The organism is Clostridium sp. JNZ J1-5 (assembly GCF_053901425.1).
In genome coordinates this window covers 3,333,860-3,358,188 of sequence record NZ_CM132773.1, presented here as the reverse complement: position 1 = coordinate 3,358,188, position 24,329 = coordinate 3,333,860, and the positions used below count along the sequence as shown (strand labels likewise).

Here is a 24,329-nt window from a genome sequence, read left to right as displayed (position 1 = left end):
GATTCATGAAATACTTATTATTTAGTAAACTTTGTATCATAACACTTTGGATATTTACTTCTATCCCATATATGATCTTCTGACAACTTTTCGTCAGTTACATTAAAGTAACTGTAACTTAACATATCTCCACCACCAATGACTACTGGATCATCCCAAGTTGTATCTAACTGATAATACTTATTTTCAATTTTTACGATGTTCCATGCGTGAGGTATAATGTCATTTCCATCATATGCGTCTCCAGTTACATAAATACACTGAATTCCTGCTGTATTTAAAAGCCTGTACATAGTTCTAGCATAGCTATCACATACTCCTGTACCCTTTACAAGTACACCGTAATCTAAATAGGATTCATTAGGCATATCTCCATCGTATAATCTTGTATCATATTTTGCATTATTTACTATATAATTATGGATTGCTAACTCTTTTTCATAATCTGTCATTCCTGGTTTTATTATATTTGAAATAATTTCTGCAGCTTTATTTTGTGATGCTTTTCTCATGTTCTCCATATACTCATTAGAGTATTCATATTTCAAACTAATAGTCATAGTAGCACTATTCATCTTTCCATATACTATACTTGCACTTGCTCCTGCATATCCATAATCTAAGAGAGGATTTTCATTTATTATTTCATTTATAAAGTCTAATCTGTAATCCTCTGAATTGTAATTATTTATTGTAAGTTTTATTTGGCTTTTAAAATTAGCTAGTCCATATCTTAGCGCATTACAAAAATCTTCTGAACTACTAATTATAGTTCCTGGATCATCAAATTTTTCTTTTAATAGACTATTATTAGTCGAAGATTGTGTTTTAAACTTTAACTTTATAGGTTTTACTATACTTAATCCCTTTTCTGTCTTTATTCCAGAATCAATTAATAGTATGTAACTACTATTATATTCATATTTTTTAAGAGGTTTTATACTTATAGATTTATTAATTGTATCATAGTTTAAATTTGTTTCAACTACTTCATTTGTATTTTCTGTTATTATTTTAATATTATCGTACATTGTAGTTTTGTCTAAGGAATTGTTGAATTTTATATTCCAAATTTTATCTACTGGAACATTATCCTTAGGAGCCCAAACCATATAGTTATTCTCTGCAGCTAATGTAATTCTTGTCATTGACGAAAATACTATTAGCAATGTTATCAATAATAATCTCCAACTTCTTTTGTTAATAGTCATTTATTTTCCCCCTCTAAAAGTTTATCTGAAGCCAAATATCCTCTTTATCCACGTTTTTACATTTTTAAAATATACTTTCTTATAAAAAATAAAAACTACCTAAAGCCAAAAACTATGTTTATAGAATACCATAATATATTATCTTTATATAGATAGAAAATTTAAGTTATGTATTTTAAATAATCATAATTTTCTATCATATGAACTGGTAATACCTCATACCATGTGTTAAAATATAACTGTAAAAAATATTAATGTTGGGGGTAATTCAAATGACAAAAATTAAAGTTCCATACTCAAAAGAAATGTGGGAAATCGATGTTCCAGATAAAAATTTAGTAGGTGTTTTAACATCTAAAGCACATAATTTTAAACCTGATAAATCTCAAGAAGAGATTGTAAATGATGCATTAGATAATTGCATAGAAAGCAAATCTCTTGAAGAATTAGCTGTAGACAAAAAAAATATAGTTATAATAACTAGTGATCATACTCGTCCTGTTCCAAGTAAAATAACCCTACCTATACTTCTAAACAGAATCAGAAAAACTAATCCGACTGCTAAAATTACAATACTTATAGCCACCGGCTTCCACAGACAATCCACTAAAGAAGAACTAATTAATAAAATGGGTAAAGAAATTGTAGAAAATGAAACTATAATTAATCATATTTCAACTGATGATGCTAGTATGGTTTCTCTTGGTACATTGCCATCTGGTGCTGAATTAAAAATAAATAAGTTAGCTATGGAAGCAGATTTACTTATAGCAGAAGGTTTTATTGAACCTCATTTCTTTGCTGGATTTTCCGGTGGTAGAAAAAGCATACTTCCTGGAATAGCCTCTGCAAAAACAATAATGGCTAATCATTGTTCTGAATTTATAGCTAGCCCTCATGCGAGAACTGGTTTACTAGAAAATAACCCAATACACAAAGATATGATCTACGCTGCCGAAAAATCTAACCTAGCCTTTATTCTTAACGTGGTTATTGATGCTGATAAAAAAGTTATAAAGGCATTTGCTGGCGATAGTAAACTTGCTCATGAAACTGGATGTAAATTTGTATCTGAATTAGCTGGAGTAGATAAAGTAGAAGCTGATATAGTTGTTTCAACTAATGGTGGTTATCCTTTAGATCAAAACGTTTACCAATCTGTAAAAGGTATGACTGCCGCCGAAGCTACCTGTAAAAAAGATGGAGTTATAATTATGATTTCTGCTTGTAACGATGGTCATGGTGGACAATCTTTTTACGATAATTTAGTTAATTCTAAATCTCCTCAAGAAGTTCTTGATAGAGTTTTAAAGATTCATAGGAATGATACTGAACCTGATCAATGGGAATTTCAAATTTTATCAAGAATATTAAATAATCATAAAGTAATATTAGTATCAAAACATGTAGATCCTGAAATGATAAGAAAAATGCATATGGATCATGCTTATACATTTGAAGAAGCCTTAGAAAAAGCTTTCAAAATTAAGGGATATGACGCCAAAGTTACTGTAATTCCTGATGGTGTTTCTCTAATTGTCCGTTAAAAATAAATTATTATATATTAACATTCTTCTCCTAAAGGTTTACTATTATAGTATATGTATTTCTACAGATACTTTTAAGGAGTTGATTTGTTTGAAAATTATAACTTTAATAGAAAATACATTAGGAGAAGATTTAAGCTTAGTAAGAGAGCACGGCTTATCTATTTTCATAGAGACTCCTTATGGAAACATATTGTTTGATACTGGACAAAGTAATAACTTTATAAAAAATGCGAAAAGTCTAAATATTGACTTAAACAGCATTAAGTATATTATCTTAAGCCATGCTCACTATGATCACTCTAATGGACTAAAACCATTGCTGGATACAATCACTTCTAAGCCCAGCTTATATGTTAGTAAATACTTCTTTAACCACCAGGATAAATATTATGAAACTCAATTAAAAAATTCTGTTGATGTTTCACAGAATAAACAGCTTAAATATATTGGAGTAGATTTTCATAAAGAATTTATTTTGGACAAGGATATAACTATTAATTATATTACAAATAATTCATTAAACTTAACTCCAAATATAACTATACACACTAATTTTCATAAAAGTTGCAGCTTTGAAACTATAAATAAAAATATGAAAGTTAAATTAAATAATACTATAGTACTTGATTTATTTAAGGATGAAGTTGCTCTTTCAATTGACACAAAAAAAGGTTTATTAATATTAGTTGGATGTTCTCATCCAGGAATTGTAAACATCATCGAAACTATAAGGCGTAGAAGTAATAAAAACATATATGGAGTTATAGGTGGAACTCATCTTATAGAAGCTGATGAGTACCGTATAAAAAGAACTATTGAATATTTTAATGATATGAACATAGAATTAATTGGAGTGTCCCATTGTACAGGAGATAAGGCCATAGATCAATTCAAAAGGCAATCTAAAAACTTTTTTATAAACAACACTGGAAAAATATTAGATATATCTGATATAACCACTTAACTGAATTTATAAAAGCAGCTTTTATGTTAAGCTGCTTTTATTTTTACAATAACGTTTACACAATATTTAGAATATATTGTGTTTTATGCCCATTTAATATATGATATATTTTATATAAATAATCTACCATTATATATATTCATGGAGATTGGGGCTGTATCATTCCAAAATAAAACTTAACAAAATGATTAGGGGGTATATTATGAAATCCATTATAACTGTAATAGGCAAAGATAAAACCGGTATTATTGCTGCTGTAAGCAGAGTTTTAGCAGATTCAAATGTAAACATCTTAGATATAAGTCAAACTATCCTTCAAGATTATTTTACAATGATAATGCTAGTTGATTTATCCAAATCATCAAAGTCCTTTAAAGAATTAAAAGAAGTGCTAGATTCACTTGGAAAAGAATTAGACTTATCCATAAGGATACAACATGAAGAAATATTTGATGCTATGCACAATATTTAAAGGTGGGTGTTAACGTGATAAACCAGAACAATATAATAGAAACTATAAAAATGATAGAAAAAGAAAAATTAGATATTCGTACCATTACCATGGGTATATCTTTAAGAGATTGTTGCGGATTTGATGGCAAGCAATCACGTCAAAAGATATATGATAAAATTACAAAATATGCAGAAAACTTAGTTAAAGTTGGAAATGAAATAGAAGTTGATTATGGAATCCCTATAATCAATAAAAGAATCTCTGTTACACCTATATCCTTAATAGCTGAATCCTGCGATGATACTAACTATGTGGAATTTGCTAAAACTCTAGACAAAGCAGCTAATGCTGTAGGAGTTAACTTTATAGGCGGTTTTTCTGCTCTTGTACATAAAGGGTATTCCAAGGGAGATAAGATATTAATTTCTTCTATCCCTGAAGCCCTTAGTATAACTGATAAAGTTTGTTCATCTGTTAATATAGCTACTAGTAAAACAGGAATAAATATGGATGCAGTAAGAGAAATGGGTGAAATCATAAAACAAACAGCAGAACTGTCAAAAGATAGAGATGGACTTGGTTGTGCTAAACTAGTTGTATTTGCAAATGCCGTAGAAGATAACCCCTTTATGGCTGGTGCTTTTCACGGAATTGGAGAAGCTGAATGTATTATCAATGTAGGTGTAAGTGGTCCCGGTACTGTGAAAGCTGCACTAGAAACAGTTAGAGGCGAAAACTTTAACGTAGTAGCTGAAACTATAAAGAAAACAGCTTTTAAAATAACAAGAATGGGACAATTAGTCGCATCTGAAGCTTCAAGGAGACTTAATGTGCCATTTGGTATAATTGATTTATCCTTAGCTCCTACTCCAGCTGTTGGAGATAGTGTTGCTCATATCCTAGAGGAAATGGGTATAGAAAGTTGTGGTGCTCACGGAACAACTGCAGCATTAGCCCTTCTAAATGATGCAGTAAAAAAAGGTGGAATTATGGCTGCTTCCCAAGTTGGCGGTCTTAGCGGCGCATTTATACCAGTAAGTGAAGATGCAGGAATGATTGATGCAGTTTTAAACAATTCTCTAAATATTGAGAAACTTGAAGCTATGACCTGTGTTTGCTCTGTTGGACTTGATATGATTGCAATTCCTGGAGATACTACTGCTGAAACTATATCTGCTATTATTGCTGATGAAGCTGCTATAGGCGTTATAAACAATAAAACTACCGCTGTTAGAATAATTCCTGTTCCAGGTAAAACTATAGGTGATATGGTTGAATTTGGTGGTCTATTAGGAAGGGCACCTATTATGAGCGTAAGCAAATTCAGCAGTGCTGATTTCATTAGAAGAGGAGGACAAATTCCTGCTCCTATCCATAGTTTTAAGAACTAAATAATAAAAAATGAAGCTTTAAATTATCAATGTCTAACAAAAAAATATTTAATAATAGAGGAAGTGGTATATTATACGTATGTACAATATACCACTTCTTTATTCATATAATCTTTTAATAAAATTACTTATAATTTTTAATTCATAATGTTATTTTTGTAAATTAAAGCTGTACTTCATTGCTTTGTTTTTCTTGAAACATATAAAATTCCTGCTGAATTTAAAACAGCATAGAAAACTTTCAAATCTATAATTACCATTATTTATAAAAATCTGAATTTTTTTATAAAATTGTAAAGGATTTTGTTATAATATTATCGAATATAAATATCATCATACAAATTAGGGTTTTTATCTGGGGGTAAGATTATGGGGATGAAAAATATCGTGTATATTTTAAATAATATAGAAAGCAACAGTCTTTTCAATATTATTATTCTACTTTTTCTTATTTTTTCTTTGCTAACATACATATTATATTTTAAAAAAAATCTATATAAGGCTAATTTTAAACTATATGATAATAAAAAAGAATTAGAATATATGGTTGATTTATTCAATGATAGGAATAACTTAGTAAATAGTATTCTTGATAATGCTAATTTAATTATTTTAGTATGGAAGGAAAAAGGAATACTTTTAAAATTTAATAATTATGCTCAAATACTAACTGGTTTCAAAGAATATGAAATGTTAGGTTTAGGTTGGGATGGAAATTTAGTTGATAATGAACTGAAAAACCTTATGATGGCTAGATTTGGTGATTTAAGTAAAGGTATAATTCCTGCTCCATATGAAACATATGTATTTGATAAATCTGGTGATAAAATTAGCATACTTTGGAATAATTCAATAATATACGACAAGCATAATAAGCCCTCTATATTTATTGCAATGGGAACAGACATATCCGCCCGTAAAAATGCAGAAGAAAAACTAGTTACTAGCTATAAATCATTAGAAATGCTTAACAATAAGCTCTCTTCTGCTCAAGAAGAATTAAAAAAACGTTTTATAGAGCTTCACTCTAGTCAAGAATCTCTTAAAGAAGTTGAAAAAGCTATGTATAGACTGGCTTACTATGACCCTCTTACTAATTTGCCAAATAGAACTTTGCTAAATTTAAAATTAGAAAACGAACTAAAAAAAGCTAAGAGTAATAATACTCAAGTAGGATTACTATACATGGATTTAGATAATTTTAAGTCTATTAATGATACTTTTGGACATTCTTTTGGAGATAAGCTTTTAGTAGAGGTAGCCAAATCTTTTCAAAGCTTTATTGATAAAAATATGACCATATCTCGTCTAGGCGGAGATGAGTTTCTAATAATAATTCCTAATATTAAAGATATAAATTGTGTTACTAATTTAGCAAATGAAGTTTTAAAATCATTATGCAAACCTTTTATAGTTAATGGATTATCTACTTTTGTTACTACTAGTATAGGAATTGTGATTTTTCCAATTGACGGTACTGACATTCAAAATCTTTTTAAAAATGCAGATACCACTATGTATCATGCAAAATCCTTAGGAAAAAATACTTATCAATTATTTTCTAAAGAGATAAATGACAATCTAGTTAAAAAAATGGAACTAGAAAAAATCTTAAGATTTTCACTATTAAACTGTAAAGAAAGTGAATTTAGTGTCTATTACCAACCTCAAATAGATGTAAAAACCTCAGAATTAGTAGGATTAGAAGCATTAGTAAGATGGCACCATCCTAAATACGGATTTATTTCCCCAAATGAATTCATTCCCCTAGCCGAGGAAAGAGGTCTTGTTAATGAAATTGATGAATTTGTTTTAAATACTACATGTAATCAGCTTAAAGAATGGCAAAATAAAGGTTATAAATTAGTCCCCGTATCTATTAATATATCTGCCAACCAATTTAAACAACAAAATCTCTTTGAAAAAATCCAAGAAATTCTAAATAAAACTAAACTATCATCCCGTTGGCTTCATATAGAAATAACTGAATCAGCAACTATTTGTGATATGAATATGGCAATAAAAATTTTAAATAAATTCAAAGCTATAGGTGTTAAAGTTTTATTAGATGACTTTGGTACTGGTTACTCCTCTTTAAATCATCTAAAATACTTACCCATTAATACATTGAAAATTGACAAATCTTTTGTAGATCAAATAGCCTACTGCGAAAATGAAAAAGCTATCGCCAATACTCTCATACAACTAGCACACAATTTAAATATGGATGTAATTGCAGAAGGTGTAGAAACTAAAGAACAACTTGAAGTACTCAAATCCCAAAAATGCGATACTATACAAGGTTATTTTTTTAGCAAACCATTGCCTTCAAATAAATTAGAATCTATATTAAAGTGTAGTTATTCAAAAAACAGTAAATTTAAAATTAAAACATTTGATTAATAAAATTGACCAATAGTTTTGAATATGGCATACGAGTTGCTTAATAATTTTTATATAAATACTGAAGTTTATATAAGTTGTACAAAAAATATATGCAAATTTAGGAGGCGCAAAATGACTAAAGAAATTAAATTAAAAACCATTAAAATTCCCAATGGTGAAACCATAGGATATAGAGAAAGTGGCTCAGGGGATAAAATACTTATTTTAATTCATGGTAATATGACATCATCAAAACACTGGGATGTTTTAATAGAAAACCTTCCTGATAATTACAAAATATATGCCCCTGACTTAAGAGGAATGGGAATTTCTTCTTATAATTCTCCTATCAATTCCATAAAAGATTTTACTGATGATGTAAAAGCTTTTGCAGCTGAACTAGAGTTAAATAAATTTGATATAGCCGGATGGTCTACTGGTGGCTGTATCGCTATGCAACTGGCTGCTAGCTATCCTGAATACGTAAATAGATTAATCTTAGTTGAATCTGGCGGAATAAAGGGATATCCAGTCTTTAAAAAAGATAAGAACGGTCAACCTATTTTAACTGAACTTACTAAGACGAAAGAAGAATTATCTAATGATTTTGTTCAAGTTCTTCCTATTATAAATGCATGTGCTAAAAAAGATACTGAATTCTTAAAGAGTGTATGGAGAGCTACCATATACACTCATAATGAGCCATCTCCAAAGAAATTTGATGAATATATGGAAGATATGATGACTCAAAGAAACCTTATAGATCTAGACTATTCCTTAATAACATTTAACATATCTCATGAACATAATGGAGTTGTTGAAGGTAACGGAGACATAGATAAAATAACAGCACCTACTCTAGTTATTCAAGGAGATAGAGATATAGTTGTACCCCCTTATACAGGTAAGGAAATACAAAGAAGTATTGGCTCAAATGCAAAACTTGTTATGCTACCATGCGGCCATTCCCCACTTATAGATTGTCTAGACTTACTAACTGAAGAAATAGTTAGCTTTATAAAATAGCAAGAGCAAGCTCCTTGCTCTTTTTATTGTACTAATTTGATACAAATGTATATTTTATATACATTTATATCAAACACTTCTATTTTTACATAGTTCACATAATTATTTAAAATTAAATTTAAGGAGGTTTTTTATTTGGGTAAGGAAATTTTATTGAAATCAATAAAAATATCTAATGGTGAAACTCTAGGATATAGAGAAAGTGGCTCTGGAAATAAAATTCTTGTTTTTGTTCATGGTAATATGACCTCTTCAAAACATTGGGATGTTTTAATTGAAGCACTGCCTGAAAATTACAAAATATATGCTTTAGATCTAAGAGGCTTTGGAATTTCAACTTATAATAATCCTATTGACTCTATTAATGATTTTTCAGAAGATCTTAAACTTTTTGTAGATAAATTACATTTAAAAAACTTTTATTTAGCAGGTTGGTCAACAGGCGGTGCTGTATCAATGCAATTTACAGCTAACTACCCTGACTATGTAAAAAAACTAATACTAATTGAATCAATAGGTGTAAAAGGATATGACATATACCAAATAGATGAAAACGGAAAAATATTGAAAGGGAAGCGTCATCAAAGTAAAGAGAGCCTTTCAAAAGACTATATACATGTAACACCTTCCCTAGAAGCTTTTATTAATAAAGATAGAGCTTATTTTAAAAACCTATGGAATGCACTAATTTACACCAGTATCAAACCTTGTGATGAAAAATATGAAGAATATCTTGATGACATATTAACTCAACGAAATCAATTAGACGTATACTGGGCGCTTTTAAAATTTAATATATCTAATGAACATAATGGAGTTACTGATGGAAGTAATGATGTAGATAAAATCACAGCTCCTACTCTTATATTTCAAGGTGAAAGAGACTTAGTTGTACCTCCTATTCAAGCTGTTGGAATAAAAGAAGGCATAGGTGAAAATGCATTATTAGTTAAACTACCATCTGGTCATTCTCCTCTTATAGATTGTCTTGATTTATTAGTAGAAAATATAATTAGTTTTATAGAAAAATAATTTATTTGAATAAAAATCTAAGTAAAATTAAAATTTTTTAATTATTTAATAGATAAACAGCATTTATTTTACATGAAAAACAATATTATTACTTAATTTGTTGAAAATATTGATTAATTTAGGTATACTAATAAGTATAGACTTAATTTGTTATACAAGACATCCTATGGTAAATATTATAGGAAGAGGTGTGTTTTATGTCTTATTTTTTAACTAGTGATAATGTAAAAATGTACTATGATGAATCAGGCAGCGGAAAGCCAGTTATCTTAATTCATGGATGGTCCTGCAGTCACCTTCACTTTAAAAGTCAGATTGAGGAATTATCTAAAAATTTTAGAGTAATTCACTATGACTTACGTGGACATGGACTCTCAGAAGTTCCAGACTATGGTTTCACATTACCTAGATTTGCAAAAGATTTAAAAGAATTAATAGAACATCTTAATCTAAAAGATGTAACTTTAGTTGGATGGTCTATGGGAACCTCTATAATCTTTGATTATGTAAGTCAATTTTCCTGTGATAACTTACATAAATTATGTTTAATAGACATGTCTCCAAAATTAATGACAGATGATTCTTGGAAATATGGTCTATATGGTAAATTCTCAAATGATGATAATTTAAATACTATGGTTGATTTAAATGCAGATTGGAATAAATTTGCTGAAGCCTTTATACCAGCTATCTTTGCAAAATCTGGCTGCAAAGACAAGGCTATGTTAGATTGGGCTTTTAAACAAGCATTAAAGAATTCTCCAAATGTAATGGTACGTATGTGGGTATCTATGTCTACTAAAGACTATTTACCTATACTCTCCAATATATCCGTACCTACACTAATAACTTATGGAGAGGAAAGCTTCTTATATCCTGCAGAAAATAGCGAATACATGGCAAGTAAAATACCTAATTCTAAGTTGCTTCCATTCCCTAAATGTGGTCATGCACTATTTATGGAAAACTCAGAGATGTTCAATGAGGGACTTAAGAGCTTTATAAATGCCTAATATTTTGTATAATTATTAAATTTAGATTAAATTTTAAAATTCATCTAAATTTATCTTTATAGTTAAGAGGTAGTTTCTAAGTATATGAGAAACTACCTCTTAATGTTTAAGTAAATATTAATCTAATAGGTTTGGAATATTATGTTATGAACCGGCAATAATATACCTATAATTAAGAGCAAGGGTGTGATATTAGCATGAGAATACCAAATCATATTGGAATTATTCCTGATGGAAATAGGCGATGGGCTGTAAATAAAGGGTTCACAAAAGAAAAAGGATACAATTTTGGTCTAAATCCTGGATTAGCACTATATAATCTATGCAAAGAATTTGGAGTAAAAGAAATAACCTATTATGGTTTTACTACAGATAATACTAAAAGACCTGCTGTCCAAAGACTAGCTTTTACGAAAGCTTGTACTGACGCTGTAAAAATGCTTGCTAACGAAGATGCAGAATTATTAGTTGTAGGAAATTATAATTCACCAATGTTTCCAAAAGAATTACTACCTTATACACAAAGAACTACATTTGGTAAAGGTGGAATAAAAATAAATTTTCTAGTCAATTACGGTTGGGAATGGGATTTAGGAGATTTAACATCTAATAATAGTAATAATAGAAATACTATAAATCAATGTTTAAAATCCAATGATATCTCAAGAGTAGATCTAATTATTAGATGGGGTGGCAGAAGACGTCTAAGTGGTTTTTTGCCTGTTCAATCTATATACTCTGACTTTTATGTAATTGATGATTACTGGCCCGATTTCAGCAAAGAACATTTTACTAAAGCACTAGAATGGTATAACTATCAAGACATTACTCTCGGTGGTTAATGTAAGTAAAGTGCGTCAAAATGACGGCATGTAAGATTACTAGGCTAACGCATATATGTATCATTGAGAAACCTTCAGTTCATAGAGTAGTACTAAAGGCTGCTTTATTTAAAAATCTTACCCCGCTCCATCCGACGTCCTGTCGGGGAGCGGGCTGTGCTCGTCCTTGAACACAATTACAGATTTTTAAAACAGCAGCCTTAAGTACTACTAGTTATTCCTTCAAAGTTTCTTCAATTGATACATATATGCTAGCCAGTAATCTTACATGCCTTAATTAATTGCAGTTAATAATTACAATAGCAGATACTAAAAGGACTTCAAAAAGCAAAATAATAATTTTGCATGCGTATCCACACTGTAAAGTTAATAAGTATATATTATTGAAGATAGTTAAAAAGCTACCTTTAATAAATGTGTTAGCATGTGAATCCTTTTCTAAACAATCTATAAAAAAGTATCTTATTGCTAGCAATTCAATTTAATCTGCTATCTTTAAACTAATATCTTGATTAATTTAACTATTTCCTTAATAGTTATACATACTGGATAATAATTTTATATACTTTAATTAATTACACTCAGAAAGCCTTAGTATAACTTCAACAGGTTTCGCCTAAAACCACGGCACCCTAATCAGGTTAAAGCGCTCTACGCTTTTTTAATAAGTTAATTAATATAATACTTACACTGGTTGTTAAATTAACTATAGTCAAATAGTCATTATTATTACAGTTGTTTAGGAGCTTCTTAACGTAGCGAAGATTATCTATTGAATTATACACCATCGATTTTTAGCACCTTATTTTGTAGTTGCCAAAGCCACCTTTTTATCACACTTTACTTATATTAAGCATTAAACTCAGTGCGCCAATAAAAATAAATATGTCAGCTACATTAAATACAGGTGTTTTATATCCCTTAATGTGTATAAAATCTATTACATATCCATATCCCAATCTATCAATAAGATTCCCTAATCCACCCCCTATTATGAATGAAAGTGCAAGTTTTACAACAATACTTCCTCCACTTTCTACTAATTGTATTAAATATATTAGCGCACATACAATTAACACTAAAGTTGCTTTAACAATTAGCTCTAACTTTCCAGTTAAAATGTTAAAAGCAGCACCTTCGTTTTTTACTAATATTAGTTGTAATCTTCCTTTTATTACTTTAACAGAATTTACATCTTCTAATTCTATCAAAGCTCTATTTTTGCTCCATCTATCAATCACCACTATTAAAGTTATTAACCCCAAAAATAAATAAATCATATGCTGCTTCCCCTTTCTTTATTTTTCAAACGAATTCCATTATAACATAGAAATATTTTACATTCAATGAAATTAAAGTAAATTTTAACCATATTAATTTATTCTACAAATAAAAAATATGTTAGTATATAAGCAAACTAACATATTTTAAAAATTTCAATAAGTAATTAACGTTTAAATCTTTCCTATGTTATTTTTGATAATCCACTTCTCATATAATATTGGTTTTTCTTCTTTTAATACTTTTAAAAATTTTTCTAAGTATCTAGCTTTTTTTAAGCCTTTCATTAAGTGGCTTGGGTAGTCTTTTTTCCTGCTATAGCATCCTTTAGGATCAATAACCATAACAGACTCATCTTTTTGAACAAATATGTCTTTGCATCTAATATCAATTTTAGTAAAATTCAACCTTTCAAATTCTTCTAGTAAATCAATCACATTTAATGCCAGTTTTTTGCTAAGGCCATTTTTTTTAATATACTCTTTCATGCATTGACCACCAACATAGTCTCTAACCATATATATATTATTATATTCATAGGCCTTTGGGAAATACTTTGTTCCATTTACTTTTTTTAGAATTGCATATTCATTTTTACAACTTTCAGCTGTAGTACAAATTTTAACTACCTTTCCATCTTCCCTTAAAAAAACCTTTCCATGATGTCCTTCACCTAAAAGCTTACATCCACTTAAATTTAATCCTGCATTATTTCTATAATTCTCTAGCATTTTTTCTTCGTCATAGTTTAAGTCTTTGCATTTATATCTCTTATCCATAAAACACCTTTCCATTTAATTAGTGCTTTATAATTATAGTATGTATTTGAAACTTTTTTGTTAATACTGCTTATAGAAAAACTCTTTATATTTATTTCACAGGAGAATAATTTTTTACATTCATTTAAAACAGAGCTAAATTAAAAAAACTCAGATTAAATCTGAGTTAAACTTAATAGCTTTTAAGAAACATCTTCTAATGTCTCAATATATTCATCCATATACTTTATACCACTTTCAGTTAATCTAATTAACTGTTCTTCACATTCTTCTATAACTTCAATATATCCTCTTCTGATTAATAATTTAATATTAAAATCTGATATTTTACTATCATCTATATTAATACTATTTGTATTAGATTCATATAAGCAAATTAAGAAATTTACTCTTTCAGCAATTTCATCTAAAAATAACTTTGTATATACTTTCACATTAGCACCCCATTTTTTTACATTTCCCATTTACCTATTATAGTATATTCTAATATTAAAAACAAGTTAATTATTTTACACAAACTTAACAAAACTTTTTTTAAAATTATTATTGACTTTGAAAAAGTCAATAATAACTTTAGTTCTGCAAAATAAAAATTCAATTTGGTAATGTTGCCAAAAAATAAATATGGCACACTGACGGTTTCCGTGATATATAAAAGTTACCACACAATCATAATCACGGGGGGTTATCAGTATGCCAAGCAATAATATTGTATCCATTAATAATGAACTTTACAACTACTTAAATGATGTAAATTATGGAATGAATAAACCACAATTTCATCATCTAACCACAATTATAAATGGATTAATAAATTTACCTGGCAATAAATCTTTATTAAATATTTCAGAACACATATTAAGTGCTAAAAGTAGCAGCTGTATATATAGGTTTTTAAGCCGTTCCAAATGGGACGATAGTCTCATTGATAGAAATCGCATTAGCTATTTAAAGCTGCACTTTGAAAAACTTATAGAACCAAAATCCGTAGGATTCTTAGTAATAGATGATACGGTAAATCCTAAAATACAAGCAAAGAAGATGGAATGCTTAAGCTATAATCACTCCCATACAGAGGGTAAAAATCTTTGGTCTCACTGTGTGGTTACTTCTAATTTTGTTGTAGGAGATATATCTATCCCCTTAAACTATAAAACCTATTTAAGTGAAGAAAATTGCTTAAAACATAACAAACCATTCATGGGAAAGTCTGATATTGCAGTTGACTTCATAAGCTCATTTGAAAAGCCATCTAATTGCGATAAAGTATATTGTCTTGTTGATAGTTGGTACACTAGCCAGAAGCTTGTAGATAGCAGTTTAATGCAAGGTTTTTACCTAATCGGTGCGTTGAAGTCCAATAGGAAAATATCTCCTTTAGGAATTTCAATGCAACTGAAAGAATTCGCCAAATATATTGATCCTTCTACCTTAGATGTAGTTACCGTCAAGGGTAAGAAATATCGAGTATATAAATACGAAGGCAAAGTTTCAAAAATTGAAAATGCGCTAGTTTTAATCTGCTATGAAGCTGATGGCGAAGGCTTTAAAGCCCCTGTATATTTAATGTCGACAGACATAGAGCTTGATGCTCAAACTATAATAAAATACTATCTAAATAGATGGAGTATTGAAACTAATTATAAATACCTTAAAAGCCATTTAGCCTTTGATAAATATAAGGTCCAAAGTATACTCTCTATCGAGAGATATTTCTTGCTTGTATTTTTAGCGATGAATTTCTTAGAAATATATAGAATATGTCATCTTACTTCAATGTACACCGTAGGTGATACCATCAGGCTTATTCAAAGCCTATCGGCTAAGGAACTTGTGTGCTTTGTTTATGAGCAAGCTAAGAATGATATACCTATAGAAATAGTGTTTAACAAGTTAAAATTGGTTTCTTAAAAAAGGCATAAAATTCTATAGGATAACTATACTCACGTATAATGGAAACTAATTCACAAAGGTGATTTTATATCTACAATTGGTAAAATAGCTTTTTAAATTAAAGAAGTTAAGTAATAATAGAAAGTAGACTTTTGGCAAGTCTACTTTCTATAACTTATTTATTTCTTTTATCCACTTTTTTGCAAGGTTGGGTCTTAATTCTACTAGTATTCCTATAAAATTTTCTAGAGAATTAGCTTTTTCCAAATCGGACATTAATATCCGAGGGAATGGTACTTTTTTAGTAAAGCTTTTTCTTGGATCTATTACCTTTATATTTTCATTATCTTGTACAAATATATGTCTTGCAGCAATGTCTAATCTAGTAAAACCTATACTTTGAAATTCTTCTATTAAATATATTAAATTTGCAGCCAATCTCCTTGATAATCTATTATCATCTAAATACTCCTTTAATGAAATTCCTCCTACAAATTCCCTTAGCATACAATTTCCTTTTACATCTACCACCTTTGGAAAATAACTACTTTGTTCTACCTTTTTTAATAAATTATATTCTGATTTACACTTTTTCTTATTTTTAAATATCTTTAAAGCTTTACCATCTGGTGTTAAATATACCTTGCCTTCACATCCTTCGCCTAAAAACTTGCATTCATTTATATTTACTCCAAAACACTTTATGCTAATGTTAATCACCTCTTATTAATTGCTTTCTATCTTGCAATTTAAACCCTAGATTAACTTAAATATTAATATTACTCTTCATAGGTTAAATATCTATAATACATACTATTAATTACTTATACTTTAAGTTACTATTAGGCTTTCATAACCCATTGAGTTGTTGAACCTTTGCATTTTATATTAGCAGAGTTTACACCCCTATTTCTATTTCGAAAATAAATATAAAAAGCTGTGAACAAAATTTATTTGTTCACAGCTTAGATTATGAAACTTCATATTATAGTTTTTAAGAAAATAATGCTCTATCACTTATTAAATCTTCTTTGCTATTGTTTTCAAATAGCTTTAACAATTTCTCTATTGTAAGTTCTTCTTTTTCTTTACCACTGATATCTAATATAACTTTTCCATGATGAAGCATTATCAATCTATTTCCAAGTTTAATAGCATGATTTAGGTTATGAGTAACCATTAATGTTGTAATAGATTTATCTTTCACTATATTTTCAGTTAATTCTATTATTTTTTCTGATGTTTTTGGATCTAATGCTGCTGTATGCTCATCCAGAAGCAATAAATCAGGATTTCCCATTACAGTCATTATAAGTGACAGTGCTTGCCTTTGTCCTCCAGATAGAAGTCCCACTTGAGTATATAGTTTATCTTCAAGTCCAAGTTCCAAATTAGAAAGAAGCTCTTTAAAATACGGTATATCCTTCTTATTTACAGCAAAATTAAGTCCAAATTTCTTCCCCTTATTATAAGCCATAGACATATTTTCTAAAATTGTCATTGATGGTGCCGTTCCCTTACTTGGATCTTGAAACACTCTACCAATAAACTTTGTACATTTATATTCTGGGAATTTAGATATATCTTTATCTCCAAGCATTATTAAACCATTATCAGCTTGTATTGTTCCAGAAATTATATTCAACAAAGTAGACTTTCCTGCCCCATTACTTCCTATTATAGTTATAAAATCCCCCTTGTTAACCCTAAAGTTCAATTTATTAAATACTATATTTTCATTTACTGTATTTTTATTGAATACCTTGTATAGATTCTTTATTTGAAGCAACTAGATCATCCCCTTTTTTATCTCTTCCTATAAGCTTAGAGTTAAATTTAATATTATTAGCCCCTAATACTACAATAACAATAAGCGCTGTTACAAGTTTTAAATCTTGAGATGGGAGTCCAAGCTTAAGTGCCCCTCCTATTGCAAGTTTATACAATACAGCTCCAACTAAAGCCATAGTTGTTGCTCTAATAAATTTAATTTTTCCTAATACAGATCTACCAAGTATAACTGCTGCAAGGCCTATTACTACTGTACCTGTCCCCATACCAACATCTGCATACCCTTGATGTTGAGCCATTATAGAGCCTCCTAATGCAACTATACCATTTGAAATACTTAATCCAATAACCTTTATTACATCTTTGTTTATTCCCAGGGATGTAACTAGTTGTTCATTATCCCCAACAGCATTTAAAGCAAATCCTAATTTTGTCTTTAAAAATACATCTAATAACAACTTAACCCCAATAGCAAATATACCTACTAATATAACTGGCGATATAAATTTGGTAATAGTAAAAATAGTGCTAAATCCAAAGAAAGGAATATTTGACTTTCCCATTATTCTTAGATTTATTGAATATAATCCTATCATTACAAGTATGCCTGAAAGTAAATTAGTTATTTTGAACTTAACATGTAAAAATCCTGTTACTGCCCCACCTATCATTCCAACAACTATAGACAGCATGCACGCTAAAAAAGGATTTATTCCCTTTGATAAACAAAGTGCTGTAGTTGCTGCCCCCAGTGGAAACGTACCATCTACGGACAAATCTGGAAAATCTAATATTTTATAAGTTATATATACCCCAAGAGAGACTATTGCAAATATAAAACCTTGCTCTAATACACTTATTAAAAAATTGGTCATTTTTCAACGCCCCCTGTTACCTTTTCAGCACTTGAATTCATATCATCTGGAACTTTAATATTAAGCTTTTTAACAGCGTCTTCATTGATAACTATCTTAGTTTCTTTAAGAAAAGTTACTGGTATTTCCTCTGGTTTTTTGCCTTGTATTATTTCTACAGCCTTAAGACCTGTTTCATATCCAAGTTTAAAATAATCGATTCCAGCTGTTGCAACTGCTCCTGCTTTTACTTGTCCTGCTTCAGAGCCTATAACAGCTACTTTTTTGCTATAGCAAGTTTTAGTAATAGTTGGTGCTGCTGCTGCAATCATATTGTCTGTAGGTATATAAAGTACATCTATTTTATCCAAAATAGAACTTAATGCCTGAGGTATTTCATTACTACTTGTTACTCCCGATGTTATAATTTGATACCCGAAGTTTGGAGCTGCCTTTTTAGCATCTTCTACTTGAAGAGCTGAATTAGTTTCACTTGTATTGTAAAGTATTCCTATATTTTTAGCTTGTGGTAATAATTTTTTTATAAGTTCAAATTGCCCCTCTATAGGAAGTGCATCTGATGTACCAGTTACATTTGTACCTGGCTTATCTAAAGATTTTACAAGTCCAGCTTTTACTGGATCTGTTACTGCTGTTATTAAAATTGGAATATTTGCATTTGATTTTTGAGTTGCATTATAAGCTGCTTGTGCCGATGGAGTTGCTATTGCTAGAATCAAATCCACCTTATCATTTACAAACTTATCTGCAATAGTTTGAGTTGTTGGCATATCCCCCTGTGCATTTTGAAAATCTATTTTTATATTGCTGCCATCTTTATAATTTTTGTCTTCAAGAGCTTTAATGAATCCCTTTCTAGCTGAATCTAATGCAGCATGTTCTACGATTTGAGTAACACCTAATTTTACTACCTTCTCCTTTGACTCTGCTCCTTTTGAAGAAGATGTAGCTTTTGAATTAGAACATCCTCCCAAAACTCCTACTAATAATAAAGCACTCATTAAAATTGAAATCTTCTTTGCTACCATACTACCTTCCCCCTTAAAAATAAAAAACTCCCCATAAGGAGAGTGATTTTTTGTATATCTAATAAAGGCAATTCATAATAAAAAATATTATAGAACGCCTATTATATCATATATATTCTACCAATCTACCTTACTACTATTTTAATTACAACTTTCTAGTTGTATAATTATTAATAACTAATCTACATGTGGCTTAGCCAAAAGCCTACTCCCATACTACAAAAATAATCTACCGTTACATATTTACCTATCTACTAATTCTACAAAAGTATTTTATTTAAAATTTCTTATATTTTACATTATAATAAAACCTTTGTCAACTATATATTATCACTTGGTATAGACCTATGTCCAAGTCCTATGGCAACTTCATTTAGATGAAGCAGTCCTATACTCATAAATATACATACTATAACATGCTCTCCTCCTCGAGCTATTCCAATCTTGCCGCCTACATTAAGGCCATTGGCTTTTGCTGCAACTTGCATTATAGCTTCTCTTGCTGCTCCCATTATAGCCCCATCATGCACTTGGCAATCTTTAATAATTCCCATACGCTTAGAAGCAACTAATGCTCTTTCCATAATTTTAGGTATAGAATTATTTATATTTCCGCCTATATCTACCGCAGCAGTTAATATGTCTTTACATCTAAATTCCTCTTCTAATCTTTTCTCTTCACTTCTATCAGAGGTAGCCATTTTTATCGCAGCCTTTGCAACATCCGTACTGTTAAGATTCATTTATTTCACCTCTATAAATATTATATTACTTTTTCAGCTTTAGTTTATTATACTATTTTATTCTTATTAAAAATATCTGCTCTAAATTTTTATTTTAGCTTTATTCCTTTTTCAGTTTGTTCTATTTTTTCTTCCTTCATCAATCTTCCTACAGCCCTTTTAAATGCAGCTTTACTTATTTTTAATCTATCCTTTATCTGCTCAGGACTACTCTTATCATTAAGTGGAAGAAAACCATCATATTTTTTAATCTTTTCTATAATCATCTCAGCATCATTGTCTATTTGTTTATAGGCAACTTCTCTTGAAGATAAGTCAAGTTTTCCATCTTCTCTTACTTTTATAACCCTACATTCAACTTCTTCTCCGACTTGTGCTTCTTTATATGATTCGCTCCTTGGTATTAATCCTCTATATTTATTATCTACTGCAACCAATAATCCAAGCTCTGGATTAACTGAATAAACTGTTCCTTTTACCCATTCATCCTTTTTATAAGGACTATCGGTTTGTAAAAATTTAGATATAAATGTAGTAGCAGTTAGTCTTCCTGTCTTATCTACATAAATTCCAACAAGATATTTTTTCCCTGGATATACTGCATACTTTTGTTCCTTAAAAGGAAGTAGTACATCTCTTTCAAGTCCAATATCTAAAAAAGCTCCTATTCTTGTAGTATCCTTTACTTCCAAAAGTGCTAATTCACCAGCTTGAACTAGAGGCGTTTTCCTTGTTGCTATAAGCCTATCTTCAGAATCTCTATATATAAATACTTCTACTTCATCCCCAGGCTGTATATTATCTGGAAGCTGATTATTAGGTAGTAATATGTTATCTCCTTGTTCTCCTGTACCTGCATCTAAATACGCTCCTGCTTTAGCAATATTTGAAACCTTTAAAGTTTGAATTTTTCCTAACTCTACCATATTTTATTTCCACCTTTACATTTAAAGTTTGTTCTTTAGCATATTATTATTTTAATTCTTTTTCAACATACTATGTACTAATAAATTGGATAATTATATTATTATAAACCAAATTTAATTGTAATCTAGATATCTATTGATAGTCAATGCTATGGTTTAATATATTTCATTTAACTTTTTAGCCAACATGGTCATATAATAGCATTAAACTTATATTTTGAAATAGTCTTTGTTTATTGGCTCTGTTTTATAGGTCATCAACAATCTCTTAAAACATAGCCTATTTCCTTAATCAAATTTTTGTTGTATAATGGATTTTAAAAACTATTATGCTATTACATACTATATTATCATAATTTTATAAAAGGAGGGACTCATATGGGAAAATCAGTAGCAGCTTTTTTCGACATTGATGGTACATTATATAGAGAAGGTATGATAACTGAAATATTTAAAAAATTCATAAAATCAGATATTATTGAGTCTGAACGTTGGTACAATGAGGTTAGAGATTATTATATAAAATGGGATAAAAGAATAGGTAATTACGATGATTATCTAATAAAAATGGCAGACATTTATATCGAAGCTGTAAAAGGCCTTCATAGGACCCAAGTAGAATTTATAGCTAAAAATGTAATCAAAGAAAAAGGAGATAGGGTTTATACCTACACTCGAGATATGATATCTTGGCATAAAGCTCAAGGCCATAAGGTTATAACCATATCTGGAAGCCCCATAGAGCTTGTTGGTGAAATGGCTTTAAAGCATGGTTTTGATGACTATATAGGAACAAAATATTTAATGGATGAAGAGCACCATTATACTGGCAAAATAATTCCTATGTGGGATAGAGAAAATAAAAAGAAAGCTATAGAACTCTTTATAGATAAATATGATATTGATTTATCTCAAAGCTATGCTTATGGTGATACTGCTGGAGATTTTACTATGTTAAAAGAAGTTGGAAATCCAACAGCTATAAATCCTACCCGTGAACTTATAAATGAACTGATGAATGATCCAGTTACACGTGATAAAGTGAAAATTGTTGTAGAGAGAAAAGACGTTGTCTATAAATTAGACTCTCACACTTTGAAAATTTGATTTTTGTAAAATTAGAGGTTATTTCAATTAAACACTGCTTGAAATAACCTTTAATTAATTTCAACTTAACTCTAAATCCCAATTTGCCCACTCTAAACTTCTCATTAGCTTATTACATTTAGGCAAAAGTCTACAAATTCTTCTAAATTATTATTCATTCCGTTTTCTAAAAACACAAAATTAAACTCTCTAAAGAATCTAACCTGGTTTAAATTTTTATCGACTACAGGTAAAACTTTAATTACTCCTAGCTCGCATTCTCTCCTTATGGCTTCTTTAGATATTATCGTATATCCAAGGTTAGCTTCTACAAGAGATTTTATAGCATCGATACTTCCTACTTCCATGTATATATCTAGCTCTTTCATACTATAGCCTTTATTGAGTAGTATATTTTCAAAATATTTTCTTGTACCAGATCCTTCTTCTCTTAAAATTAATTTTCCACCATATAAAACTTCATCTATTTTGACATAATCTTTTTTCATAAAATTACTACTTGAGGAAACAGCCAAGACCATCTCATCATCCTTTAACTTTTTATATTTAAATTTACTTCTATCAAAGGGCCCTTCTACTATTCCTAATTCTAATTCTTCTTTTAATAATTTTTTTAATATTTCTTCTGTATTATTTACTGTTAATATAATATCAATATTAGGGCACTTTTCTTTATATTTTCCAATAATTTGTGGTAATATATATCCTCCTATAGTAAGGGTTGCTCCTATGTTATATCTTTTATGGATAGATGATTTATTTCGAAGCTTTTTATATAAATTTCTATCCTTAAGTTCCATTTCCTTAATATGCTTAAAAAGTTCTTCTCCCTCTTCTGTAAGCTCTATATTTCGCCCTACTTTCTTAATTAAATTTACTCCATAGTGCTCCTCTAAAAATTTAATATGCTGAGATACAGCTGGTTGAGTTAAATTTAAAATTTGCGCAGCCTTAGTGTAGTTTTTGATTTTTGCCACTGTTAAAAATGTAATTAATCTTGTATCTAACATAATGTTCTCCCGACTTTAATTATCTATTAATTACTATGCTTTAAATAAATGTAAAAATCAACATTCATTTAAAACTGAACCTAATAAATAATAGCTAAAATATATTTTATGCGATATAATATTTATCGGTGATTAAAATGTGTTATGTATATATTCTTAAATGTTCTGATAATACTTTATATACTGGTTGGACTAACAACTTAGCTAAGAGAATAGAAACTCATTCAAAAGGCAATGGATCAAAATATACTAGGGCCAGACTTCCTGTGGAACTTGTTTACTTCGAAGAATATAATGATAAAATATCTGCTCAAAAAAGAGAATATGCAATTAAACAAATGACTAGGAAAGAAAAGCTAGAGCTAATTGCTAGTCTTTAAAAAATCTATACAAGCTGTTCTATAACTCCTTGTTTTATACTAATACTTCTATCCCCTAATAGCTGTGCTTCATTATTATTATGGGTTATTAATATAATATCCATTTTTATTTTCTCTTTAAACTCAAGAAATTCCTTATATATTACATTTCTTGTATCACTGTCTAATGCTGAAAAAGGTTCATCAAAAAGTAGCAGTTTAGGTTTTGTTACTAAAGCCCTTGCTAGTGCAACTCTTTGCTTCTCCCCTCCTGATATTTCACTTGGAAATCTATTTTTTAAATGTTCTATCTTTAAGATTTCTTCTATGTATCTAGCATAACTAAAGTCTTTTATCCCCCTACTTACTAAGCCAAAATGTATATTTTCTTTTACTGTCATATGGGGAAACAATGCATAGTTCTGAAAAACGTATCCTATATTTCTATCCTTTATAGGTAAATTTATATTATCACAAAATGAAAAAACTTTTCTATCTCCAATAACTATTTTACCTCTATCAGGAGTATTAATTCCAGCAATGCAGTTAAGTATTGTGGTTTTTCCAGATCCTGAAGGTCCTTGTATAACAAGAACTTCTCTATGGACATTAAAAGTAATATCCAAATTGAAATAATTTAACTTTTTAAATATATTAATATTAACCATA

At 29.3% G+C, this 24,329-nt stretch carries 24 protein-coding genes; 12 read left to right on the top strand and 12 right to left on the bottom strand.

What is annotated here, in order from left to right:
* Positions 1 to 17: 17 nt before the first annotated feature.
* Positions 18 to 1,211, bottom strand: a complete 1,194-nt coding sequence (locus ACWW38_RS16065) for a transglutaminase domain-containing protein (protein ID WP_456258535.1) — start codon at positions 1,209 to 1,211, stop codon at positions 18 to 20.
* A 272-nt stretch (positions 1,212 to 1,483) separates the two neighbouring features.
* Between ACWW38_RS16065 and larA the strand changes: the two genes are divergently transcribed.
* The 9 genes from larA to ACWW38_RS16020 all read left to right on the top strand — a co-directional run bounded on the left by larA (position 1,484) and on the right by ACWW38_RS16020 (position 11,868).
* Positions 1,484 to 2,758 carry a nickel-dependent lactate racemase gene (gene larA, locus ACWW38_RS16060; protein ID WP_456258534.1) on the top strand — a complete coding sequence of 425 codons (1,275 nt, stop codon included), beginning with the start codon at positions 1,484 to 1,486 and terminating at the stop codon, positions 2,756 to 2,758.
* A 91-nt stretch (positions 2,759 to 2,849) separates the two neighbouring features.
* The gene (locus tag ACWW38_RS16055; RefSeq protein ID WP_456258533.1) at positions 2,850 to 3,725 is read left to right on the top strand and encodes an MBL fold metallo-hydrolase; all 876 of its coding nucleotides are present in this window, start codon (positions 2,850 to 2,852) and stop codon (positions 3,723 to 3,725) included.
* Between the two features lie 202 nt (positions 3,726 to 3,927).
* Positions 3,928 to 4,197, top strand: coding sequence for an ACT domain-containing protein (locus ACWW38_RS16050; RefSeq protein WP_456258532.1), 270 nt, complete (start codon positions 3,928 to 3,930; stop codon positions 4,195 to 4,197).
* 17 nt (positions 4,198 to 4,214) lie between these two features.
* A complete protein-coding gene (locus ACWW38_RS16045; protein ID WP_456260475.1) occupies positions 4,215 to 5,570 on the top strand; it encodes a DUF711 family protein in 1,356 nt (451 codons plus the stop codon).
* Positions 5,571 to 5,939: 369 nt separating this feature from the next.
* Positions 5,940 to 7,973 carry a sensor domain-containing protein gene (locus ACWW38_RS16040; protein WP_456258531.1) on the top strand — a complete coding sequence of 678 codons (2,034 nt, stop codon included), beginning with the start codon at positions 5,940 to 5,942 and terminating at the stop codon, positions 7,971 to 7,973.
* Between the two features lie 114 nt (positions 7,974 to 8,087).
* Positions 8,088 to 8,981 (top strand): intracellular short-chain-length polyhydroxyalkanoate depolymerase, encoded by an 894-nt coding sequence (gene phaZ / locus ACWW38_RS16035; RefSeq protein WP_456258530.1) that lies wholly within the window; start codon positions 8,088 to 8,090, stop codon positions 8,979 to 8,981.
* Positions 8,982 to 9,116: 135 nt separating this feature from the next.
* Positions 9,117 to 10,013, top strand: coding sequence for an intracellular short-chain-length polyhydroxyalkanoate depolymerase (gene phaZ, locus ACWW38_RS16030; RefSeq protein ID WP_456258529.1), 897 nt, complete (start codon positions 9,117 to 9,119; stop codon positions 10,011 to 10,013).
* Between the two features lie 197 nt (positions 10,014 to 10,210).
* Positions 10,211 to 11,026: an alpha/beta fold hydrolase gene (locus ACWW38_RS16025; RefSeq protein ID WP_456258528.1), complete on the top strand. Its 816-nt coding sequence runs from the start codon at positions 10,211 to 10,213 to the stop codon at positions 11,024 to 11,026.
* Between the two features lie 197 nt (positions 11,027 to 11,223).
* A complete protein-coding gene (locus ACWW38_RS16020; protein ID WP_456258527.1) occupies positions 11,224 to 11,868 on the top strand; it encodes an undecaprenyl diphosphate synthase family protein in 645 nt (214 codons plus the stop codon).
* A gap of 833 nt (positions 11,869 to 12,701) precedes the next feature.
* Here ACWW38_RS16020 and lspA read toward each other — a convergent pair.
* From lspA to ACWW38_RS16005, 3 genes are all read right to left on the bottom strand, one after another.
* Positions 12,702 to 13,148, bottom strand: coding sequence for a signal peptidase II (gene lspA, locus ACWW38_RS16015; protein ID WP_456258526.1), 447 nt, complete (start codon positions 13,146 to 13,148; stop codon positions 12,702 to 12,704).
* 174 nt (positions 13,149 to 13,322) lie between these two features.
* A complete protein-coding gene (locus tag ACWW38_RS16010) occupies positions 13,323 to 13,880 on the bottom strand; it encodes a protein kinase (RefSeq protein WP_456260474.1) in 558 nt (185 codons plus the stop codon).
* A gap of 230 nt (positions 13,881 to 14,110) precedes the next feature.
* Positions 14,111 to 14,362 (bottom strand): hypothetical protein, encoded by a 252-nt coding sequence (locus ACWW38_RS16005; RefSeq protein ID WP_456258525.1) that lies wholly within the window; start codon positions 14,360 to 14,362, stop codon positions 14,111 to 14,113.
* 259 nt (positions 14,363 to 14,621) lie between these two features.
* Here ACWW38_RS16005 and ACWW38_RS16000 point away from each other — a divergent pair, with 259 nt between their 5' ends.
* Positions 14,622 to 15,839: an IS701 family transposase gene (locus ACWW38_RS16000; protein ID WP_456257760.1), complete on the top strand. Its 1,218-nt coding sequence runs from the start codon at positions 14,622 to 14,624 to the stop codon at positions 15,837 to 15,839.
* A gap of 150 nt (positions 15,840 to 15,989) precedes the next feature.
* On the opposite strand, the gene ACWW38_RS15995 is transcribed toward ACWW38_RS16000, so the two are convergent.
* The 6 genes from ACWW38_RS15995 to ACWW38_RS15970 form a co-directional block, all read right to left on the bottom strand.
* On the bottom strand, positions 15,990 to 16,541 hold the full coding sequence (locus ACWW38_RS15995) for a serine/threonine protein kinase (RefSeq protein WP_456258524.1): 552 nt from the start codon (positions 16,539 to 16,541) through the stop codon (positions 15,990 to 15,992).
* Between the two features lie 274 nt (positions 16,542 to 16,815).
* A complete protein-coding gene (locus tag ACWW38_RS15990) occupies positions 16,816 to 17,610 on the bottom strand; it encodes an ABC transporter ATP-binding protein (RefSeq protein ID WP_456258523.1) in 795 nt (264 codons plus the stop codon).
* A complete protein-coding gene (locus ACWW38_RS15985; RefSeq protein WP_456258522.1) occupies positions 17,573 to 18,487 on the bottom strand; it encodes an ABC transporter permease in 915 nt (304 codons plus the stop codon). Before ACWW38_RS15985 ends, ACWW38_RS15990 begins: the two co-directional genes overlap by 38 nt.
* A complete protein-coding gene (locus ACWW38_RS15980) occupies positions 18,484 to 19,515 on the bottom strand; it encodes an ABC transporter substrate binding protein (RefSeq protein ID WP_456258521.1) in 1,032 nt (343 codons plus the stop codon). Before ACWW38_RS15980 ends, ACWW38_RS15985 begins: the two co-directional genes overlap by 4 nt.
* A gap of 320 nt (positions 19,516 to 19,835) precedes the next feature.
* Positions 19,836 to 20,258, bottom strand: a complete 423-nt coding sequence (locus tag ACWW38_RS15975; protein WP_456258520.1) for a HutP family protein — start codon at positions 20,256 to 20,258, stop codon at positions 19,836 to 19,838.
* Between the two features lie 89 nt (positions 20,259 to 20,347).
* Positions 20,348 to 21,184 (bottom strand): CvfB family protein, encoded by an 837-nt coding sequence (locus tag ACWW38_RS15970; RefSeq protein WP_456258519.1) that lies wholly within the window; start codon positions 21,182 to 21,184, stop codon positions 20,348 to 20,350.
* A 378-nt stretch (positions 21,185 to 21,562) separates the two neighbouring features.
* On the opposite strand from ACWW38_RS15970, the gene ACWW38_RS15965 reads away from it, so the two are divergent.
* Positions 21,563 to 22,291, top strand: a complete 729-nt coding sequence (locus ACWW38_RS15965) for an HAD-IB family hydrolase (protein ID WP_456258518.1) — start codon at positions 21,563 to 21,565, stop codon at positions 22,289 to 22,291.
* Positions 22,292 to 22,395: 104 nt separating this feature from the next.
* Here ACWW38_RS15965 and ACWW38_RS15960 read toward each other — a convergent pair whose 3' ends face one another.
* Positions 22,396 to 23,301, bottom strand: a complete 906-nt coding sequence (locus ACWW38_RS15960) for a LysR family transcriptional regulator (RefSeq protein WP_456258517.1) — start codon at positions 23,299 to 23,301, stop codon at positions 22,396 to 22,398.
* A gap of 137 nt (positions 23,302 to 23,438) precedes the next feature.
* Here ACWW38_RS15960 and ACWW38_RS15955 point away from each other — a divergent pair, with 137 nt between their 5' ends.
* Positions 23,439 to 23,681, top strand: coding sequence for a GIY-YIG nuclease family protein (locus tag ACWW38_RS15955; protein WP_456258516.1), 243 nt, complete (start codon positions 23,439 to 23,441; stop codon positions 23,679 to 23,681).
* A gap of 5 nt (positions 23,682 to 23,686) precedes the next feature.
* Here ACWW38_RS15955 and ACWW38_RS15950 read toward each other — a convergent pair whose 3' ends face one another.
* A complete protein-coding gene (locus ACWW38_RS15950; RefSeq protein WP_456258515.1) occupies positions 23,687 to 24,328 on the bottom strand; it encodes a sulfate/molybdate ABC transporter ATP-binding protein in 642 nt (213 codons plus the stop codon).
* Position 24,329: the final 1 nt, after the last annotated feature.

What these genes read in the sequence shown, in the direction of transcription:
- ACWW38_RS16065 (WP_456258535.1), bottom strand. Translation starts at nt 1,211, where the DNA reads ATGACTATTAACAAAAGAAGTTGGAGATTATTATTGATAACATTGCTA.
- larA (WP_456258534.1), top strand. Translation starts at nt 1,484, where the DNA reads ATGACAAAAATTAAAGTTCCATACTCAAAAGAAATGTGGGAAATCGAT.
- ACWW38_RS16050 (WP_456258532.1), top strand. Translation starts at nt 3,928, where the DNA reads ATGAAATCCATTATAACTGTAATAGGCAAAGATAAAACCGGTATTATT.
- ACWW38_RS16040 (WP_456258531.1), top strand. Translation starts at nt 5,940, where the DNA reads ATGGGGATGAAAAATATCGTGTATATTTTAAATAATATAGAAAGCAAC.
- phaZ (WP_456258530.1), top strand. Translation starts at nt 8,088, where the DNA reads ATGACTAAAGAAATTAAATTAAAAACCATTAAAATTCCCAATGGTGAA.
- ACWW38_RS16025 (WP_456258528.1), top strand. Translation starts at nt 10,211, where the DNA reads ATGTCTTATTTTTTAACTAGTGATAATGTAAAAATGTACTATGATGAA.
- ACWW38_RS16020 (WP_456258527.1), top strand. Translation starts at nt 11,224, where the DNA reads ATGAGAATACCAAATCATATTGGAATTATTCCTGATGGAAATAGGCGA.
- lspA (WP_456258526.1), bottom strand. Translation starts at nt 13,148, where the DNA reads ATGATTTATTTATTTTTGGGGTTAATAACTTTAATAGTGGTGATTGAT.
- ACWW38_RS16010 (WP_456260474.1), bottom strand. Translation starts at nt 13,880, where the DNA reads ATGCTAGAGAATTATAGAAATAATGCAGGATTAAATTTAAGTGGATGT.
- ACWW38_RS16000 (WP_456257760.1), top strand. Translation starts at nt 14,622, where the DNA reads ATGCCAAGCAATAATATTGTATCCATTAATAATGAACTTTACAACTAC.
- ACWW38_RS15985 (WP_456258522.1), bottom strand. Translation starts at nt 18,487, where the DNA reads ATGACCAATTTTTTAATAAGTGTATTAGAGCAAGGTTTTATATTTGCA.
- ACWW38_RS15980 (WP_456258521.1), bottom strand. Translation starts at nt 19,515, where the DNA reads ATGGTAGCAAAGAAGATTTCAATTTTAATGAGTGCTTTATTATTAGTA.
- ACWW38_RS15975 (WP_456258520.1), bottom strand. Translation starts at nt 20,258, where the DNA reads ATGAATCTTAACAGTACGGATGTTGCAAAGGCTGCGATAAAAATGGCT.
- ACWW38_RS15970 (WP_456258519.1), bottom strand. Translation starts at nt 21,184, where the DNA reads ATGGTAGAGTTAGGAAAAATTCAAACTTTAAAGGTTTCAAATATTGCT.
- ACWW38_RS15965 (WP_456258518.1), top strand. Translation starts at nt 21,563, where the DNA reads ATGGGAAAATCAGTAGCAGCTTTTTTCGACATTGATGGTACATTATAT.
- ACWW38_RS15960 (WP_456258517.1), bottom strand. Translation starts at nt 23,301, where the DNA reads ATGTTAGATACAAGATTAATTACATTTTTAACAGTGGCAAAAATCAAA.
- ACWW38_RS15955 (WP_456258516.1), top strand. Translation starts at nt 23,439, where the DNA reads ATGTGTTATGTATATATTCTTAAATGTTCTGATAATACTTTATATACT.
- ACWW38_RS15950 (WP_456258515.1), bottom strand. Translation starts at nt 24,328, where the DNA reads ATGGTTAATATTAATATATTTAAAAAGTTAAATTATTTCAATTTGGAT.